General features: G+C 65.8%; 16 protein-coding genes. 12 read left to right on the top strand and 4 right to left on the bottom strand.

Annotation, left to right across the window (positions count from 1 at the left end):
- The 11 genes from ACWFRF_RS02870 (at position 1) to ACWFRF_RS02820 (ending at position 11,997) form a co-directional block, all read left to right on the top strand.
- The gene (locus ACWFRF_RS02870; protein ID WP_378992868.1) at positions 1 to 864 is read left to right on the top strand and encodes an ABC transporter permease; all 864 of its coding nucleotides are present in this window, start codon (positions 1 to 3) and stop codon (positions 862 to 864) included.
- Positions 865 to 873: 9 nt separating this feature from the next.
- A complete protein-coding gene (locus ACWFRF_RS02865) occupies positions 874 to 2,232 on the top strand; it encodes an MlaD family protein (protein ID WP_452448672.1) in 1,359 nt (452 codons plus the stop codon).
- 1 nt (position 2,233) lies between these two features.
- Positions 2,234 to 3,259 carry an MCE family protein gene (locus ACWFRF_RS02860; RefSeq protein WP_379312775.1) on the top strand — a complete coding sequence of 342 codons (1,026 nt, stop codon included), beginning with the start codon at positions 2,234 to 2,236 and terminating at the stop codon, positions 3,257 to 3,259.
- Positions 3,259 to 4,323 carry an MCE family protein gene (locus ACWFRF_RS02855; protein ID WP_452448671.1) on the top strand — a complete coding sequence of 355 codons (1,065 nt, stop codon included), beginning with the start codon at positions 3,259 to 3,261 and terminating at the stop codon, positions 4,321 to 4,323. Before ACWFRF_RS02860 ends, ACWFRF_RS02855 begins: the two co-directional genes overlap by 1 nt.
- Entirely contained in the window at positions 4,323 to 5,417 is a 1,095-nt protein-coding gene (locus ACWFRF_RS02850) for an MCE family protein (RefSeq protein WP_452448670.1), read from the top strand. Before ACWFRF_RS02855 ends, ACWFRF_RS02850 begins: the two co-directional genes overlap by 1 nt.
- The gene (locus ACWFRF_RS02845; protein ID WP_379316448.1) at positions 5,414 to 6,496 is read left to right on the top strand and encodes an MCE family protein; all 1,083 of its coding nucleotides are present in this window, start codon (positions 5,414 to 5,416) and stop codon (positions 6,494 to 6,496) included. Before ACWFRF_RS02850 ends, ACWFRF_RS02845 begins: the two co-directional genes overlap by 4 nt.
- Positions 6,493 to 7,767, top strand: coding sequence for an MCE family protein (locus ACWFRF_RS02840; protein WP_378992875.1), 1,275 nt, complete (start codon positions 6,493 to 6,495; stop codon positions 7,765 to 7,767). Before ACWFRF_RS02845 ends, ACWFRF_RS02840 begins: the two co-directional genes overlap by 4 nt.
- Before the next feature lie 25 nt (positions 7,768 to 7,792).
- The gene (locus ACWFRF_RS02835) at positions 7,793 to 8,377 is read left to right on the top strand and encodes a hypothetical protein (RefSeq protein ID WP_449960314.1); all 585 of its coding nucleotides are present in this window, start codon (positions 7,793 to 7,795) and stop codon (positions 8,375 to 8,377) included.
- Between the two features lie 40 nt (positions 8,378 to 8,417).
- Positions 8,418 to 9,011 carry an SRPBCC family protein gene (locus ACWFRF_RS02830; protein ID WP_379317280.1) on the top strand — a complete coding sequence of 198 codons (594 nt, stop codon included), beginning with the start codon at positions 8,418 to 8,420 and terminating at the stop codon, positions 9,009 to 9,011.
- 620 nt (positions 9,012 to 9,631) lie between these two features.
- Positions 9,632 to 10,756 carry an NAD(P)H-dependent amine dehydrogenase family protein gene (locus ACWFRF_RS02825; RefSeq protein ID WP_452448669.1) on the top strand — a complete coding sequence of 375 codons (1,125 nt, stop codon included), beginning with the start codon at positions 9,632 to 9,634 and terminating at the stop codon, positions 10,754 to 10,756.
- Between the two features lie 113 nt (positions 10,757 to 10,869).
- Positions 10,870 to 11,997, top strand: coding sequence for an NDMA-dependent alcohol dehydrogenase (locus ACWFRF_RS02820; RefSeq protein WP_452448668.1), 1,128 nt, complete (start codon positions 10,870 to 10,872; stop codon positions 11,995 to 11,997).
- Between the two features lie 62 nt (positions 11,998 to 12,059).
- Here the strand turns inward: ACWFRF_RS02820 and ACWFRF_RS02815 are convergent, their stop codons facing one another.
- Positions 12,060 to 13,295, bottom strand: coding sequence for a cytochrome P450 (locus tag ACWFRF_RS02815; RefSeq protein ID WP_452448667.1), 1,236 nt, complete (start codon positions 13,293 to 13,295; stop codon positions 12,060 to 12,062).
- A 145-nt stretch (positions 13,296 to 13,440) separates the two neighbouring features.
- Between ACWFRF_RS02815 and ACWFRF_RS02810 the strand changes: the two genes are divergently transcribed.
- Positions 13,441 to 14,226: an SDR family oxidoreductase gene (locus tag ACWFRF_RS02810; RefSeq protein ID WP_452448666.1), complete on the top strand. Its 786-nt coding sequence runs from the start codon at positions 13,441 to 13,443 to the stop codon at positions 14,224 to 14,226.
- A gap of 27 nt (positions 14,227 to 14,253) precedes the next feature.
- Here ACWFRF_RS02810 and ACWFRF_RS02805 read toward each other — a convergent pair whose 3' ends face one another.
- The 3 genes from ACWFRF_RS02805 to ACWFRF_RS02795 all read right to left on the bottom strand — a co-directional run bounded on the left by ACWFRF_RS02805 (position 14,254) and on the right by ACWFRF_RS02795 (position 17,358).
- Positions 14,254 to 15,033: a maleylpyruvate isomerase family mycothiol-dependent enzyme gene (locus ACWFRF_RS02805; protein ID WP_452448665.1), complete on the bottom strand. Its 780-nt coding sequence runs from the start codon at positions 15,031 to 15,033 to the stop codon at positions 14,254 to 14,256.
- A 25-nt stretch (positions 15,034 to 15,058) separates the two neighbouring features.
- Positions 15,059 to 15,880 carry an SDR family NAD(P)-dependent oxidoreductase gene (locus tag ACWFRF_RS02800; RefSeq protein ID WP_452448664.1) on the bottom strand — a complete coding sequence of 274 codons (822 nt, stop codon included), beginning with the start codon at positions 15,878 to 15,880 and terminating at the stop codon, positions 15,059 to 15,061.
- Positions 15,881 to 15,993: 113 nt separating this feature from the next.
- Positions 15,994 to 17,358, bottom strand: a complete 1,365-nt coding sequence (locus tag ACWFRF_RS02795; protein ID WP_452448663.1) for an aldehyde dehydrogenase family protein — start codon at positions 17,356 to 17,358, stop codon at positions 15,994 to 15,996.
- Positions 17,359 to 17,375: the final 17 nt, after the last annotated feature.

Below are 17,375 nucleotides of genomic sequence, written 5' to 3'. Positions count from 1 at the left end.
ATGGCCTCGGGTTACGTGCCACCCCTGCTGCGTCCGGTGCGCCGGCTGCGCGCCGCCGCCGCAGCGCCCGCGACCGTTCCGGTGCGCCTCGGTCATCAAGGACTGGTGTTCCTTCAAGCAATCGCCGCGATTCCGTTCGTGCTCAAGCACTATCGGAAGGAGCTGCTGCGGCTGATCACCGATGTGAGCTTCGGCAACGGCTCCTTGATCGTCGGCGGCGGGGTGATCGGCGTCGTGGTGATCCTGTGCGGGTTCGGCGGAATCACCGTCGGCATGGAATCGCACACCGCGCTGAACCTGCTCACCATGAGCCCGCTCACCGGCGCGATCTCCGGATTCGCCACGACGCGGGAACTGGCACCGCTGCTGGCGACGCTGGCGTTCGGCGCCCAGGCCGGCTGCCGATTCACCGCGCAGCTGGGTTCGATGCGGATCTCCGAGGAGATCGACGCCCTGGAGTCGATCGCCATCCGGCCGCTGCCCTACCTGATCACCACGCGCATGCTGGCGGCCGTCGTCGCCATCGTGCCGCTCTACACCGCGGGCCTGGCCATCGCCTACATCGCGACGAGGTTCACCGTGGCCTTTCTCGGCGGGACGACGCTGGGCACCTACGACCACTACTTCCACCAGTTCCTCGACCCGGTGGACGTGGCCTACTCGATCCTCAAGATCATCGTCTTCGCCGCCGTGGCGACCTTCATCCAGTGCTACTACGGCTACACCGCGGCGGGCGGACCCGAAGGTGTCGGAGTCGCGTCCGGCCGGGCGATCCGGATGACCATCGTCACGGTCGTGTTCATCAATCTCCTGTTCTCCCTATCGATCTGGGGGATCGACCCAGGCATCAGGATCACGGGATAGGCCTCGATCATGATCATCGACCCCAGCGGGCGTGGCCCGAGCGCGCTGCGCCTCGGCCTGCTCGGCGTGCTCATCGGCGTGCTCATCGCCACCACCGTCTACCTGCTCGGACTGCGCTACAACGGCAAGTTCCTCGACACCGTCGAGGTGACCGCAGCCATGACCAGCACCGGCGACGGCGTCCCCGCGCGCGCCGACGTCACCTTCCGCGGCGTGCTGGTCGGCCAGGTCGCCCGCACCGACATCGCCGCCAGAGGTGAACGCCAGAACATGCTGTTGCGCATCGAACCGCCGATGGCCCAGCGCATTCCCGCCACGGTCACCGCCCGGGTGGTGCCGAACAACATCTTCGGCGTCACGGCGGTGGAACTCATCGACAACGGACCCTCGCCGGACCGGCTGCGCGACGGAGCGACCATCGCGCAGGACACCAGCGAGGTGGGCGCCCAGTTGCAGACGACCCTGACCACCCTGCGGACCGTGCTCGACGCCATCGACCCGATCCGGCTGGCCACTGTCCTGGGCACGCTCGCCGACGCGCTCGACCCCAGCTACCGGATGCCCGGCTCCACCATCGAACGACTCGACACCTGGACCACACAGGTCAGGGCGACGCCGGGGATCGGCGACCTGCTCGGCGACCTCGGCGCCGCGGCGTCGGCGGTCAACGAGTCGGCGCCGCAGCTGGTCGACACTCTCGTCGCGTCGGTGACCGCGGCGCGCACCCTCACCGAGAAGCGGGCGAACCTGATCGCGCTGCTGACCGCCGCCCGCGGCGCGGTCGGGGTCACCAACACCCTGTTCGAACGCAATCCGGAGGCGGGCCCGGAACTGGTCGGCGGGCTGCACGAGACCTTCGGCGCGCTGGCCGCCGACTCCGGCGCCATCGGCGCCGCGGTCGCCAACCTCAATACCGCGCTGAGCAGGCTGGCGACGGTCTTCAACTGGGGACCCGACCGGCAGATGCGCTGGGCCGTCGACGTGAGCTTCACGCCCTTCACCCAGTACACCGCCGCGGACTGCCCCCGTTACGGCAACCTCGCCGGGCCGCGATGCGGCGGCCCCTCGGTGCCGTATACCGCGCCGGAACAACATATTCCGACCCAGCTGCTGCCGCGGCGGCTGGAAGCGGCGGGCCCGCCTGCCGTCGTTCCCGGTCTCCCCGCGCTTCCGGCGATTCCCGGCCTGCCCGCGATTCCCGGCCTGACGGCCCCGGCCTCCGCGCCGGCGTCCCTGCAGGGCGTCGAGGCCATCGAGGCGCTCGTCGGGCGGCCGCCGAACGCCGCGCAGCTGGTGCTGCTCACGCCGGTCCTGGCCGACGGGGCAGTGCAGCTCACCTACTCCAACCCAGCGCCAGGGGGGAACTGACATGATGAAAACCCGCACCGCCGTGCTGATCCTGACGCTGTTCGTCGGACTGGCACTGGTCGCGAGCTACACCATCTTCTCGACCTTGCAGCGCGGGGTCAGCGGCGACACCGTCCGCTACACCGCGACATTCGGCAATGTCCTCGGGCTGCGCGTGGGCGACGACGTCCGGATGGCCGGAATCCGGGTCGGCCGCGTAGATTCCATCGAACTCGACGCGGATCGGCGCGCATCGGTGGTGCTGCGTGTGCAGTCGCGCCAGCAGCTCACCACCACGACCAAGGCGCTGATCCGCTATCAGAACCTGATCGGGCAGCGATATGTCGCGCTGGCCGCCGGAGACCGAGGCGGGGACCGGCTGCCACCGGACGGGGCGATTCCCTACGAGCGCACCGAATCGTCCTTCGACGTGTCCACGGTGCTGGCGGGATTCGAACCACTGTTCGCCACCCTGGAGCCCGACGACATCAACTCGTTGTCGCACACGCTGATTCAAGCGCTGCAAGGTGACGGAGTGTCGCTGAGCGCGCTGGTCACCCAGGCGGCGCAGCTCGCCAGTACCTTCCGCGACCGCGACGAGATCCTCGGCCAGGTGATCACCAATCTCGGTGGCGTGGTGGAGGGTCTGGCCCATCGCAGTGGCGAGCTGGAAACGCTGATCACCCAGACCCGCACGCTGACGGTCGACCTCTACGAGCAGGGCACAACGCTCGCGACCGCGGTCGACCAGGCGTCGGGGTCGACCAGGCAACTGGCCGATCTCATCACCCGGATCAGACCCGGACTCGCGCAGGCGCAACAGTCCGCGAACGAAGGCGTACGCCTGCTGATCTCCAACGGCGCACGACTCGACATCACCGCCGCCGAACTGCCCTTCGTCCTGGCGGGTCTCGCCCGGATCAGCGGCAACGGCACCTACATCAACTCCTACGTCTGCAGTCTGGATGTCTCGCTGTGGGGTGTGCTGCTTCCGCCCGGGATGTTCAACCAGATCGGTGGCAATTCCCATTCGGAGGTATGCCGGTAATGAACTCCCCCCGACCACCCGAGCTTCTTCGACCGCTGGTGTCCGTCGTGCAGCGAATGTGGCAGGCGATACCGAGCTATTCGGGCAATCGCCATTGGTGGCTCGGCCTCTGCGCGGGCGCGGCGGTGGTAGTCCTGCTGTTCGGTTCGAGCGCGCTCACCCAGTTCGACCTGGGCAATCGGACCGTGTACGCCGAGTTCGCTCAGACCGCCGGGCTCCGCCAAGGCGACAGTGTCGATATCGCGGGCATCGAAGTAGGCACGGTGAAGTCGACGCGGCTGGCGGGCGACCGGATCGAAGCCGCGCTCTCGATCGACAACGGCATCCGGATCGGCGACGACGCCAAGGCCGCGATCAAGATGTCGACGATCCTGGGCCGGATGCATGTCGAGCTCGATCCCGGCGCGCTCTCGGCGCCCGAAAGCCGCCGAATTCCCCTGGACCGGACCGAGGTTCCGTACAACCTGGCCAAGGTCGTCAACGACGGGAAATACACCCACTCCTTCGAGCACCTCGAACGAATGGACCCCGTGGCCTTGCGGGCCTCGCTGGACGCGCTCGCCCGGCAGATGGGGGACTCGCCGCAATTGACCGCGGCGGCACTGGATTCGGTGGGGTCGCTGGCCGCGGTCATCAGCGATCGCCGGGACGAGGTCGAGCAGCTGCTGCGCAATATCGACAAGGTCTCGAGCGTGGTGTCCGACAACCAGAACGCCGTGCTCGTGCTGTTGACCCGTGGCCAGGCCATCGGTGACGCGGTCGCCCGACGACAATCCTTGGTCACCCAGCTCCTGGACAGTATCGCCGCGGTCTCGAAGGACCTGCAGGCGATGGGCATCGACAACGGGGGACAGCTCGCACCGTTGATCGCCGATCTGAACACGATGTCGACGGGCCTGCAGAACAACAAAGCCAATCTGGACAACCTGTTCCAGATCATGCCGGTCACGCTCCGGCAGTTCAACAACACTCTCGGAAACGGCCCCTACGGGGAGATCTATCTGCCATGGATGTTTCCCGACAACTGGCTGTGTGCCGTTCAAGCCGTGGAAGGTTGCCGCTGATGCGCACGACATTCGTCCGGATGGCTGTTCTGGCCGCCGTCGCAGTCCTGTTGTCGGGCTGCTCGGCGCTGCCACACAGCCTGACCTCGCTGCCGGACCGGCTGCTCGGCACGGAGAAGACGATCACGGCGGATTTCGAGAATGTCGCCGGCCTGTACGTCGGCAACGAAGTCTCCGTTCTCGGGATGCCGGTGGGCCGGGTGACCGAGCTGGTCCCCAAGGGCGAGTACGTGCAGGTGCACATGGTCGTCGATCCCGAGGTCGACCTGCCCGCCGACGTGATCGCGGCGCTGGTCTCCCCGCAGATGATCACCAACCGCCACATCGAACTCACCCCCGCCTACACCGGCGGGCCCACCTTGCTCGACGGCAGCCACATTCCGTTCGCCCGCACCAGGACACCCGTCGAGCTGGACCGGATTCTCCGCAATTTCGACGACATCGGAAAGGCGCTGGCGGGCAACAACTCCGACGGTCCGATGGCGAGCCGGGTGCTGTTCCCGCTGCTCGACGGCAACGGTGACCGCATAAGGGAGACCCTGGACGCGCTCTCCGGCGCCTTCGAGGTGACCCTGGCCAACAAAGACCAGATCTCCAACGCGATCGTCCGGCTCAACGACGTCACCCAGATCCTCGCCGACAACGACACGACGGTCCGCGACTTCAGCGCCCGGCTCACCCAGCTGGTCACCCTGATGCGCGAGCAGTCCCCGGGGCTGCAGGCGGTGCTCACCCAGATCAACGACTTCGTCGCCAACACCAGCGCTGTCGTCGGGGAGAACAAGCAACCGCTGACCGACGCATTGCTGCGACTGATCACGATCACCGCCCAGATGCGCGACCACGCGCGAGGACTCACCGAGATCGTCGACATCGCCCCGCTGTTCCTCGGCAACCTGGGTAACGCGGTGAGTCCCGAAGCCCGGGCCGTTCGCCTTCACCTGCTGACGGACAAGAGCCTGCTCGACAACGAGCTGCTCTCGCTGTTCTGCCAGCGGGTCGAGCTACGGGCCGACGGCTGCCGAACCGGCAGGCTGCAGGACTTCGGCCCCGATTTCGGACTGTTCGCCGCGCTGCTGGGACTGACCCGATGAGCCGGCGTCTGTCCCTTGCTGCGGTGCTGGCGGTGGCGGCCTGCTCGGTGGCCGGCTGCACGGTGACCGTCGACTCCATGCCCTTGCCCAAGCCCGGTCTCGACGGCCCCACCTACACGGTGCGGGCGCTGTTCGACAACGCGCTGAACCTGCCCGATCGCGCGCACGTGAAGACCGGCGGCACCGACATCGGCGTCGTCACCGGCCTCGACACCACCGATTTCGTGGCGACGGTCGAGCTCGAGATCCGCGCGGACGTGCGCCTGCCGCGCGGATCGCGGGCCGAACTCCGTCAGCCGACACCGCTCGGCGACATCTACGTCGCCATCGTGCTGCCCGAACTCCGTTCCGGCACACCGATGCTGGCCGAGGGCGACGTCATCGACAAGGACCACACCTCGGCGGGCGCCTCGGTCGAGGAACTGATGATGTCGCTGTCGATGCTGCTCAACGGCGGTGCGCTCAGCCAGGTCGCCCGGATCACCAGCGAGTCGAACTCGATGTTCGCGGGACGCGGGCCCCAGCTCTCGCATCTGCTCACCGAACTGACCGCGACCCTGACCGCTCTCAACGAAAGGACCGGCCAGATCGACGCCGTTCTGCACGGTCTCGATGCGCTCAGCGCCACGCTCAACCAGCGCAGGGCCGAGCTCGGCCAGGCCGCGGATACCTTCCCGCCGCTGATCTCGGTGCTCACCGAGAACAACCGGGCGATCACCGAGCTCACCACCGAGGTCTCGACCACCCTCGGCGCGCTGGGCGAGTTCACCTCCACCAGCAGCGCCGACTTCGTCGGGCTCTTCGACAGCGTGCAGGCTCTGATGACCGGCTTCACCCAGATGGGCGACAACCTGGCGGGCGCGCTCGACCAGCTGCACGCGCTGAACCCGTCGCTGCTGGCCACCACCCAGGGCACCAGCCTCGCCGTCGCGGCGACGATCTCCTACCTCAGCGTCGGCGCCCTGACCGACCCGAACGGGAGCAGGCTACCCGACGGATCGGACCCCGGCGCCTTCGTCGGCAGTCTCGCGGAGGTCCTCGCGCGGGTCCTCGGCCGGTTGCAGGGTGGCGGGCGATGAACGAATACCCCCGTGGCGGTGTCCGCTACACCGTGGCGCTCGTCCTCACCTTCGGCATCTGGTTCGCCGGGGTGGCGCTCGAAGTCGCCGCCGAATTGCTGCTCCGGGCCGCGGCCTGGGCGAACCGGCACGTCAACGGCATCGCGGCCGCGGGCCTGGTCACGACGCTGCTGGTCAGCGGCGGATATCTGCTCGTCGATGTCGTCCGGGTCGATCCACTGCGGGACACCTTCACCGTGCGGGTGGAACTGGCCGGGTCCGGCGGGCTGCTCGAGCATTCCGATGTCACGTTCCGCGGCGTGCGCGTGGGCACGGTGCGGTCCTTGGAGCTGTCCGAGACCGGCGTCACCGCCGTCGCCGACATCGATGCCGGCTATCACGTTCCCGCGGGCGGCGCGGTGGTCGTGGCCCGGTTGTCGGCGGCGGGGGAGCAGTACCTCGATATCCGGCCCGATTCCAACGACGCCCCCTATCTGGCCGACGGCGCGGTCGTCGAGCTGGACCGGACCTCGACGCCGGTCACCATAGACGAGTTCCTCACCAATACAGCCGATTTCATCGGCGGCTTGAATCCGCAGCGGCTCAATGTCATCGTCGCCGAACTCGACAAGGCGCTGGCCGGCGGGCCGAACCAGCTGCGCACCGTGATCAGCGGGATCAGTCAGGCCATGGTGGGGATGACGGAGTTGCTTCCGCAAACCCGCAATCTCGTCGAGAAGCTGTCCGTCATCGCGGAGACGACCTCGCACGCCCAGCCGGACCTGCGCACTCTCGTCGAGGGGTCGGGAGTGTTGTTCGGGCAGTTCGCCGCCGCCGACCAGGAACTGCGGCGCCTGCTCGACCTCGGACCAGGACAGCTGGCGACGCTCGGCGGCGTGGTCGCCGAGACCACCGACCCGATCACGAACCTGGTGACCAACCTGCGCGCCATCACCCGGGCCGCCCGGCTGCGCACACCGGCGCTGACGGCGCTGTTCCCGGCCCTGCGATCGGGCACAGCCCTGCTCGGAGTTCCGGCGCACGACAACGCCTTCCACACGATGGTGGATATCTGGCCGCGACCGTTCTGCGAGTACGACACCATCCCGGTCTCGCCCGCCACCGTCTCCGACGGCAGCGTCCGGCTCTACAACTACTGCATCACCAGCGATCCCGCGCAGCAGGTCCGCGGGTCGGCGAACGCGCCACGACCCGATACGCCCGATAACACCGCCGGACCGCCGCCGGGCAGCACCGGCGACGAGCGATCCGTGCCGCTGCCCGGCCGTTGATTCCCCTGCTACCGAAAGGAACTCCATGACAGACACCGACGAATCGACAGCCCCCGCACCGCCGGAATCCGAGGAAACCGATACCGCGGCACCACCATCCACCAGCCGGAACCGCACCACCGCGATCGTGGTCGCCCTGGCAGTCGCCCTCGGCATCGGCGGAACGGCCGCCGGCGGCTACTTCGGCTGGCAGAACCACCGCGCGAGCGAACTCGAGCGATCACGCACCGAGGCACGGGCGGCCGCCTGCGCGTACGGCTCGGTGCTGTCGACCTACAACGCCACCGATCTCGACGCCTACTTCGCCGCCGTGCTCGACCGGGCCACCGGCGCGTGGAAACAAGAATTCGAGTCCACCAGTGCCGATCTGCGCGAAGTCCTGATCCAGGGCCGAGTGCAGTCGACGGCGGGCACCGTCGACTGCGCGATCGCCACCAGCGGTACCGACACCGCCGAGGCGCTCGTCGTCGTCGACCAGTCCATCGCCAGCGTCGGCACCCAGCAGCAGCCCCGCCGTGGTCAGCTGTCGATCACGTTGTCGCTGGCGAAGTCCGGCGACCGATGGCTGACGAGCAAAGTCTCCTCGCCCATGCTGCGCACCACACCGTGAAACCGACTCCTCCACTCCCGCGACAAGGACTGCGCTGCACATGGTTTGGCTCGTTCTCCTCGGCACCGCACTCGGGGCCCTCGTTGTGGCCGCGGTCGGCGGTCTCGTCGTTCTGCTCGTCCTGCAGCGCCGCGCCGCACGGCTGCTCGGCGCCGAGACCCCGCCGGTCGACGACCACGCGATCCGGCTGATCGAATCCCGGCGCCCGACCTTCCAGATGTCGGTCGAGCAGGACTTCGCCGCCATGCCGTGGGAAGTGTGGTCCGCACTCGAGGACGGCGCCTTCACCTGGATTCCGATGATCGACGGCGTCACCTACCGTGACCAGGAACGTGGTCCGGGAACCGTCCGCACCCTCGACGCCATCGTCTTCGCCGCCGCGGAACAGGTCACCCGCCGCGATCCACACACCCGGCTGAGTGTGGCCGGGATCAAGACCTCGATCCCGCTGCTGGTCAAGTCCTACACCATGGACTTCCACCTTTCCGAAACGCCCGAGGGGACGACGGTTCTCCGGTGGACGATCGCGGGGAGACCAGCTGTCTTCGCTTTCCTCCGACTGAGCTGGACCGCGTTCTTCATCCGCCCGTTCGTCCGGGTCGTTCTCGGAAGATGGGCGAACTACTACCGCTGAAAGGCACGATGTGGAGCCGGTTCCGAATTTCGATGCCGGGGTCAGTCGGGAGATTCTCAACTACTTCGGCACCTGCGGCGCCTGTGGCTACCCGGCGCAAGCACACGCGGTCAGTATCTTCGCCGGCGGCCACATCGTGACAAGGGTCGTCGCGACCTGCGGATTGCCGTGTGGTTGGCGGGGAGTGTCCGACCGGACCACGATGACCTGACCGCCTGGCGTTCATCGGACTCGTGTCGTGAGCGAGGTACCTTCCGGCTCGGTGGGTAAGTCGAGCTGCCACACCTAGGCATTCTCGATCACGAGGTCGTCCTAGTCACAAGCCGCCAAAAGGTACGCCCGATGTCGTGGCGACCCACGCGCCAATGCCCCGTTCTTGCCGACATCGAGCAATTCCGCTCGGCGTTCGATCAGTCGGTCTCCCTGTAAGTCTGGCTAGAGGCGGGGCGACGCCTACATCGACTTGTACGGGCAGGGCTAGCGGAAGAGAAGTTTGTGGAGAGACTTCGCTGGCCGCATGTCGATTCAGGGGCGCAAGCTGCTGCGGAGCTGACGTGTTGCAAGTTACAGTAAGAATTACGGTAAGACCGTCGCGAGGCGGACGACGAAAGTGAGGCCGCATGGCGATCGACAGGGCAGCGGTGGTGGAGCGGAAATGTCGCGTCGTGCAATGGGCGACCGGGAGTGTCGGCAAGGCGGCGATCCGTCACTTCGCGGAGAGCCCGGCCTTCGAATTGGTCGGTGTGCTCGTCTTCAGTGCTGACAAGGTCGGCAAGGACGCGGGGGAGATCGCGGGCACCACGACGACCGGTGTGTTGGCCACCGCAGATGTCGAGAAGATCTTCGCGCTCGACGCCGACTGCGTCTTCTATACACCCCTGGTGCTCGACGTCGATACGATCTGTCGTCTACTTCGCTCCGGCAAGAACGTCGTCACCACCTCCGGCCTCTTTCACCGGACCGACGCCAACCAGACCGAGTTCGAACGCATCGAACAGGCGTGCCGCGACGGTGCGACCTCGTTCCATGGCGGCGGGATCCATCCCGGATTCGCCGGGGATCTGCTGCCGTTGACGCTGGCCAGAATCACCAGCCGGGTCGACCGCATCCATGTTCACGAAGTGGTGAACTTCCGGCAGAAGCCGTCGAAGTACATCGAGTGGATCGGCATGGGACGTGACCCGCGCGAATTGCTCGCGGGACCAACACTGCTGGGCGCCTCGGTCCCGGCTTTCGCCCAATCCATGGCGATGATCGCCGAAGGGTTGGGTAGGACAATCGAGAAGGTGACCGTCGACGAGATCGAAATCGCCACGGCCACAGCCGATATCCACTATGCGGGCACCGATAGCAGCGATGTCCCCGATCTGCGCGGCGTCGTGCGCGCGGGCACCGTCGCGGGCCAGCACCACACGTGGACCGCATGGTCCGACGGTGCACCGCTGATCGTCTTCCACGCGAAGTACACCATGGGCGACGAGCATCTCGAGCCTGCCTGGAACTATGGTGACAGCCACTACCGCCTGGTGATCGAGGGCGATCCGCCGACCGAACTCATTCTGCGCGCCGGGCCGGGCAGCGACGGTCGGCCCAGATACCTCGGCTACACCTGGACCGCCATGGCAGCTGTCAACGCTATTCCCGACGTCTGCGCCGCCGCCCCCGGCGCGGTCGGGCACCTCGACCTCGGCCTCGTTCGACTGCCTGGCGTCCTTCGCCCGAAGCTAGAACGCGCGAACCGATAACGAGCTAGGTCGCACAGACCCGTCATTCGCCGAAATTCTTCTCTGTACGTGATGTCGTCGAGCCTGGTCGACCGCCTCTCGGTCGACCAGGCAGTTCCTATGGAGGTTGGTTGATGCGGACCAAGGGTGCGTTGCTCTGGGATTTCCACGAGCCGTGGACGATCGAGGAGATCGTCGTCGACGACCCGCGCCCGGGGGAGCTGAAGGTGCGGATGGAGGCCTCGGGGTTGTGCCACTCCGATCATCACCTGGTGTCCGGTGACATTCCGATGGCGGCGTTCCCAATCCTGGGCGGGCACGAGGGAGCTGGTGTGGTCGTCGAAGTGGGTGCGGGCGTCGAAGATATCGTGGTCGGTGACCACGTCGCGATGTCGTTCATCCCTGCCTGCGGCACATGTCCGTCGTGCCTGGCCGGGCGCTCGAATCTGTGTGACCTCGGCGCCGGGCTGCTAGCCGGAGCAGCGGTATCCGACGGTACGTTCCGGGTTCGGGCCCGCGGGCGCAATGCCTACCCGATGTCGCTGCTCGGCACCTTCGCGCCCTACGCGGTGGTGCATCGCAGCTCGGTGGTGGTGATCGACTCGCGGATTCCTTTCGAGGTGGCCTGCTTGCTCAGCTGTGGTGTGACCACCGGCTTCGGCTCGGCTACACGATCCGCCGGGGTGCGCCCGGGCGACGACGTGGCGATCATAGGTATCGGGGGCGTCGGCGTATCAGCGCTGCAGGGCGCGGTACTCGCGGGTGCTCGATACGTGTTCGCCATCGATCCGATCGAATGGAAGAGAAAGCAAGCGTTGCGTTTCGGCGCCACCCACGTGTACCCCGATGTCGGATCCGCGCTGGCCGGTATCACCGAGGTCACTGCCGGTGGCATGGCCACGAAGGTCGTGGTCACCGTGGGTCGACTCGACGGGCGCGATATCGACAGCTACCTGTCCGTCACCGCCAAGGCCGGCACTTGCGTGATCACCGCGATGGGCGGAGTGCTGGACACCGAGGCGACGCTGAACACGACCCTCCTGTCCCTGCTGCAGAAGAACCTCCAGGGCACCATCTTCGGCGGCGGCAACCCCCAGTACGACATCCCGCGATTGCTCGGCCTATACACCGCCGGGCGGCTCAATCTCGATGACATGGTCACTCGCACCTATCGCCTGGAAGAGGTCAACGAAGGCTTCCGGGACATGCTGGAGGGACGCAACATTCGTGGTGTGATCCGATTTACCGAAGACGACTGGTGAGTCGAGTCTTCCGCTGAGTTCGGATCGCCACTCTGTCCGGGCGTCGTCGTATTCGGTGGCACTCAGGTCATCGAATAGCGGATCGGCAGGTGTTTGAGCCCACCGATGAAGGTCGTGGCGGTCAGCTCGGGCTCACCGGCCAGTTCGATCGTCCGCAGCCGCGGCAGTAGTTCGGTCAGGAATTTGTTGATCTCCATACGTGCCAGGCCCGCCCCGAGACAGAAGTGCACCCCGAATCCGAACGCTACGTGCTTGTTGGGCTCACGTGCGATATCGAAACGGAAAGGATCGGAGAACGCGTCCGCATCACGGTTTCCCGAGACATAGGACAGCAGCAATGAATCGCCTGCTGCGATGGGAACCCCACGCACCGTTGTGTCTTCAGCGGCCGTGCGCATAAACGCCTTGACCGGGGTGACCCATCGAATGATCTCCTCGACCGCGCGCGGCATCAGCGCCGGATCCTGGCGCAGGCGCTCGCGTTGGGTGGGATGCTCGATCAACGCGCGCAATCCGCCCGAGATGCTGCTACTGGTGGTGTCGTGCCCGGCGGTGGCGATGATGGCGTAGTACGACATGGTGTCGATGTCGTTGAGCGGTTCGCCGTCGATGCGAGCATTGGCGATGGCAGAGGCCAGATCATCGGTGGGATTCGCTCGACGCGCCGCGGTCAGCACTCGGAAGTATTCGAACATATCGATCAACGCGTTGGTCTTTTCGTCGATCGATACATCGCGTTTGAGTTCGTCGTCGTCACTTCCGACCAATTCCTGTGTGAGCTTGCGCATTCGAGGAAAATCGGATTCGGGCACACCGAGTAGCGACATGATCACATACAGCGGAAAATCCACCGCGACCGCCTCGACGAAGTCACACTCCCCGCCGGCCTCGCGCATCTGATCGACGTATCGCTTGGCGAGCTGTTCGACTCGGATCCCGAGGGCCTTCATCGCTTTCGGGCTGAACCAGTCCGCCGCGATCGCCCGCACCACGCGATGCTGCGGATCGTCCATGTGAATGAGCGTGCGCACACCGGCGGCCGCCTGTAGAGCATCCGACTCCGCTGTCATCAACACCGGCCGTGGCCAATTGGTGAAGCGACGGTTGGCACGTTCGACGTTCAGAATGTCGGAGTGCTTGGTGATTGCCCAGAATGGTTGGTACGCAGGCGAGTCCACACGCACGACGGGGGCATTGGCGCGCAGCTCGCCTAACGCGGCGTGCAATCTCGCCTCATCGGCGTAGGCGGTTGGATCCGTCAGTATCTTTGCGGCTTCGTCTACGATCGGCGTGCTCATCAGCAGCTTCCCTGTTCATTCCGTCTTCGGGTGATCCGCTGCGAAGCGCCACGGATCGTTGTATCGGTCCACCGGTGGGGATATACAGTTATCGTTACTGTCAAGCATTCTATAATGCTTACGGGCGCAACGGAACGGAATCTCCATGGAACCTGGGCAACGCAAGATCATCGTGGTGGGAGCTGGATCGGGGATCGGCGCGGCGACTGCCGCCCACTTCCACGAGCGAGGTGATCATGTTCTCGCCGTCGACCTCCTGCTCGGCGATACGCCCGCCACGCGGTACGAGCAGTGCGATCTACGGGACGCCTCGGCTGTCGCCGCGCTTCTGGGGCGGATCGGACCCGACTGGGATCTGCTGGCGCACGTAGCGGGGGTTCCGGGCACCGCGCCCGATCTCGATGTCTTGAAGGTGAACTACCTCGGCATGCGGCGCATGGTCGAGGGAATGCTCCCGCGGCTTCGGCGCGGCGGCGCGGTCGTCACCGTTGCCTCGACCGCGGCCATCGGCTGGCAAGAGCGCCTGGCGGACCTCTCCGGGCTGCTCGATGCCGACAACGACGAAATGCTCGAATCCTGGTGGGCAACGCAGGATCCCACCTATCCGGCCTACGTGACCTCGAAGCAGGCCGCGGTGATCTACACCAAGCGGCTCACATCGACCGCGTGGCAGAAGTATGGGGTACGGCTCAACACCGTCAGCCCGGGGCCGACCCTGACCCCGATCCTGCCCGACTTCGAGACGGCCTTCGGCAAAGGGGCCATGGACCACCTCGCAACCACTGTCGGCAGGCATGCGACCGTCGAGGACATCGTGCCCGCTATCGCGTTCCTCGGCTCACCCGAAGCGCGCTGGATCGCCGGCCAGGATCTTCAAGTCGATGGCGGGTTCATGGGGAGCATGTCGGCTGGTCCGCCGATCACGGCCTGAGTGGGTGTCGCGCCATAACGGCAGGATTCACACGATGTCGGTGGCATCCAGGAAGGCGGTAGCGAGTTCGTTATCGCCTTCGATGGCGATATCGCGAGTGCGCCAGTCGACTCGTCGGGTGCCCCATTCAGGGAATTCCAGTGCGCTACCTCGGATCTGAGTAGCGCTGTTCGTCGTGGGTCCGGGGCGGATGTTGCCGTCGGGTTCGATGCTCCATGTACCTCCGCCCGGACCGTCCAGGCGGATTGCGACCGTCCGGTCCAGCCAACTGTGGCGAGCGGTCCGGAGTTGATTGCTCAGTACCGCGATCATCCATTCGAGCACGGCCGACATGCGTTCTGCGTCGGTGTCGGGTGGGGGACGGTCCAGTGCTGGTGCGATGTCGTGACGCAAGTGCGTGTGATGGTCGAAAACCATGGCGCTGGTGAGCATCAGTGCGATCGGAAAACGACCCAGCTCGGCCAGGGGTGCTCGAGCTCTGCCCAGCGGGGTGCTGGTGATCAGGCGAGCGGTGGTGATGGCCCGTCTGCTCCATCGTTCGTACTCGGCGAGAACCTCCGAGGCCGACCACTCGCTGCGCTGGGCTACCAGGATTTCGTTCGCGTGCTCGATGTCGTTGCCGCGCATGACGTTCATCGCCGCTGGGCTGAACAGTGCTCGGCACGCCGATCCCATGTGGGCGACGACGTCTTGAATGCGCCAACCGTCGGCCGTACTGGGTAGCTGCCAGTCGCTGGGGCCGAGGCTGCCGATGAACAACAGCAGTTCGTGGCGTTCGCGCCGCAGTGCGGCAAGTCGGTCGACCATCGACGCTCCTGTGTGTTGGTGCCGGCTATGGCGAGAATCGTTTCGCCACAGCGGGTATCAGGCGTTGGTATCCGGGTCCGATGATTCTGGCCACGGCGTCGGCAAGGTACGCGTCGGGTCCGATCAGAACTCGTGCACGATTGTGCTGGATTCCTTTGATCACCTTCTTCGCCACGGTGTCAGCAGTCGTCCGCACTCGCGCGTCAACCATGTTCGCCAAAGTCTCGGAGTCGTATTCGGGTGCGCTGACGCGTGCCGACCGAACGAAATCGGTCTTGATGAAACCCGGATGAACCGACGTCACTCCGACGGCGTGACCGCCCTGCAGCATGTCCTGGCGCAGTGATTCGCTCAGCCCGCGAACGAAGAACTTCGACGCGCTGTACAGCGATCCCATCGGGCTTCCGACGATTCCCCACAGGCTCGACATATTGACCAGATGTCCGTCGCCGGACGCTTTGAGATGGGGGAGAAAGGCTTTGGATCCGGTGAGGACGCCGTTGATGTTGATTCCGGTGATCCAGTCGAGTTCCTCCCAGGACACGTCCGTCAGCTCGCCGACCACCATGACTCCGGCATTGTTGATGACGATATCGACACCGCCGAAGTCCTGAGCTACCTCGTCGGCATGGGCGATGAAGGCGGGACGGTCCGCGACATCGAGCCGATACGCGCGGGCCTCGGCCCCGATTCGGCGCGAGATATCGGCGGTCTCGGTGACCGCGTCCATGTCGATGTCCGATAGCGCGAGACGGGCGCCGAGCCTGGCGAAGTTCCGCGCGTACGCACGGCCGATGCCAGAACCGGCGCCTGTGATCACAACCACCTTGTTCGTGAAACTCTGCATGATCCCCCGCCTCGCGCCAATGGAATAACGGTATCAGTTACCGTAAATAATACGGTATGACCGGATTCGGCCGGGGTGTTGTCGGCGGAAATCCGAGAACCCGCACGTCGGGGTCATGCTCGTCGGAGGAGTGCTGTCTTTCGCGCGGTAAACGGAGGCCGGGCAATGGCGCTCAGGTCGGGGCCGCGGAGTTTTCGGAGCACCGCACGTTCGTGGCTGAAGGTTCGGATACTCCGTTCGCCGTGGTAGGCGCCCATTCCACTGGTGCCGACGCCGCCGAATGGCAGGCTCGACACACCGAGTTGCACCATCACGTAGCCGAACGCGATGCTTCCCGACGAGGTACGGGCCAGGAGATCCTCGCGTACCTCGGCGCGTTCGGTGAACGCGTAGAGCGCCAGTGGTTTCGGTCTGGCACGGATGAACCGGATCGCTTCGTCGTGATCGGCGACGGTGACAATCGGCAGGATCGGTCCGAAGATCTCGTCCTGCATGACCGGGGCGTCCACCGGGACGTCCACCAAGACCGTTGGTGCTATATAACGGTCGGCGATGTCCGCGGTGCCGCCGATGACCGTCCGCCCCGAGTTGAGAAGCTCGGCAAGACGTTTCGTGTGCCGCTCGTTGATTATCCTGCCGTAGTCCGGGGACGACTGGGGGTCGGTGCCGTAATACCGCTCGATCGCGGCGCCCAGCGCCGTCGCCAGCAGCGGCGCGACCTCCGGTGTGGTGAGGACATAGTCCGGAGCAACGCAGGTCTGACCTGCGTTGGCGAACTTGCCCCAGGCGAGAGACTTCGCAGCGTGCTCGATGGAGTACGAGTCGTCGACCCACACCGGCGATTTGCCGCCGAGCTCGAGGGTTACCGGTGTGAGGTGCCGGGCGGCGGCGGTCATGACGATCGACCCGACTGTCCCGTTGCCGGTGTAGAAGATGTGGTCGAATCGGCACTCGAGCAATTCCGTCGTCTCCGCGACGCCACCTTCGATGACCTGGATCGCCTCATGATCGAGATAGCGGGGCACGATATCGGCTACCAGCTTCGAGCAGGCCGGCGCGAGTTCGCTCGGCTTGAGTATCACCGTGTTGCCGGCTGCGATCGCGCCGATCAACGGCATCATCAACAGGTGGAACGGGTAGTTCCACGGACCGAGGATCAGGACAGTGCCCAGCGGCTCACGATGCACCGTTGCTCTGCTGGGGCCGACGACCCGAAACGACCCGCCCGCACGCTTGTCTTTCGTCCAATTCCGAAGGTTTTTCAGCGTGTGCTCGGCCTCGCTGACAACAGCGCTGACCTCGGTGAGGTAGGCATCGACACCGGCCTTCCCGAGATCGGTGCCAACGGCTTCTTCGATCTGGGGCGCGTGGTCGGTCATCATCCGGATGACGGCGTCGAGCTGCGCTCGCCGCCAGGCGAGCGTGTGTGTGCGTCCCGCGTCGAAGGCGGCTCGTGCTCGCTCGACACGTTCCGGCACGCTTGCCGAGATAACGG

It is taken from the genome of Nocardia sp. NPDC055165 (assembly GCF_053606985.1).
The sequence above is the reverse complement of the archived record's forward strand: the minus strand, read 5'-3'. Positions and strand labels throughout refer to the sequence as shown.

What these genes read in the sequence shown, in the direction of transcription:
- ACWFRF_RS02805 (WP_452448665.1), bottom strand. Translation starts at nt 15,033, where the DNA reads ATGGTCGACCGACTTGCCGCACTGCGGCGCGAACGCCACGAACTGCTG.
- ACWFRF_RS02850 (WP_452448670.1), top strand. Translation starts at nt 4,323, where the DNA reads ATGCGCACGACATTCGTCCGGATGGCTGTTCTGGCCGCCGTCGCAGTC.
- ACWFRF_RS02870 (WP_378992868.1), top strand. Translation starts at nt 1, where the DNA reads ATGGCCTCGGGTTACGTGCCACCCCTGCTGCGTCCGGTGCGCCGGCTG.
- ACWFRF_RS02855 (WP_452448671.1), top strand. Translation starts at nt 3,259, where the DNA reads ATGAACTCCCCCCGACCACCCGAGCTTCTTCGACCGCTGGTGTCCGTC.
- ACWFRF_RS02810 (WP_452448666.1), top strand. Translation starts at nt 13,441, where the DNA reads ATGGAACCTGGGCAACGCAAGATCATCGTGGTGGGAGCTGGATCGGGG.
- ACWFRF_RS02835 (WP_449960314.1), top strand. Translation starts at nt 7,793, where the DNA reads ATGACAGACACCGACGAATCGACAGCCCCCGCACCGCCGGAATCCGAG.
- ACWFRF_RS02820 (WP_452448668.1), top strand. Translation starts at nt 10,870, where the DNA reads ATGCGGACCAAGGGTGCGTTGCTCTGGGATTTCCACGAGCCGTGGACG.
- ACWFRF_RS02830 (WP_379317280.1), top strand. Translation starts at nt 8,418, where the DNA reads ATGGTTTGGCTCGTTCTCCTCGGCACCGCACTCGGGGCCCTCGTTGTG.
- ACWFRF_RS02865 (WP_452448672.1), top strand. Translation starts at nt 874, where the DNA reads ATGATCATCGACCCCAGCGGGCGTGGCCCGAGCGCGCTGCGCCTCGGC.
- ACWFRF_RS02800 (WP_452448664.1), bottom strand. Translation starts at nt 15,880, where the DNA reads ATGCAGAGTTTCACGAACAAGGTGGTTGTGATCACAGGCGCCGGTTCT.
- ACWFRF_RS02845 (WP_379316448.1), top strand. Translation starts at nt 5,414, where the DNA reads ATGAGCCGGCGTCTGTCCCTTGCTGCGGTGCTGGCGGTGGCGGCCTGC.
- ACWFRF_RS02860 (WP_379312775.1), top strand. Translation starts at nt 2,234, where the DNA reads ATGATGAAAACCCGCACCGCCGTGCTGATCCTGACGCTGTTCGTCGGA.
- ACWFRF_RS02815 (WP_452448667.1), bottom strand. Translation starts at nt 13,295, where the DNA reads ATGAGCACGCCGATCGTAGACGAAGCCGCAAAGATACTGACGGATCCA.
- ACWFRF_RS02825 (WP_452448669.1), top strand. Translation starts at nt 9,632, where the DNA reads ATGGCGATCGACAGGGCAGCGGTGGTGGAGCGGAAATGTCGCGTCGTG.
- ACWFRF_RS02840 (WP_378992875.1), top strand. Translation starts at nt 6,493, where the DNA reads ATGAACGAATACCCCCGTGGCGGTGTCCGCTACACCGTGGCGCTCGTC.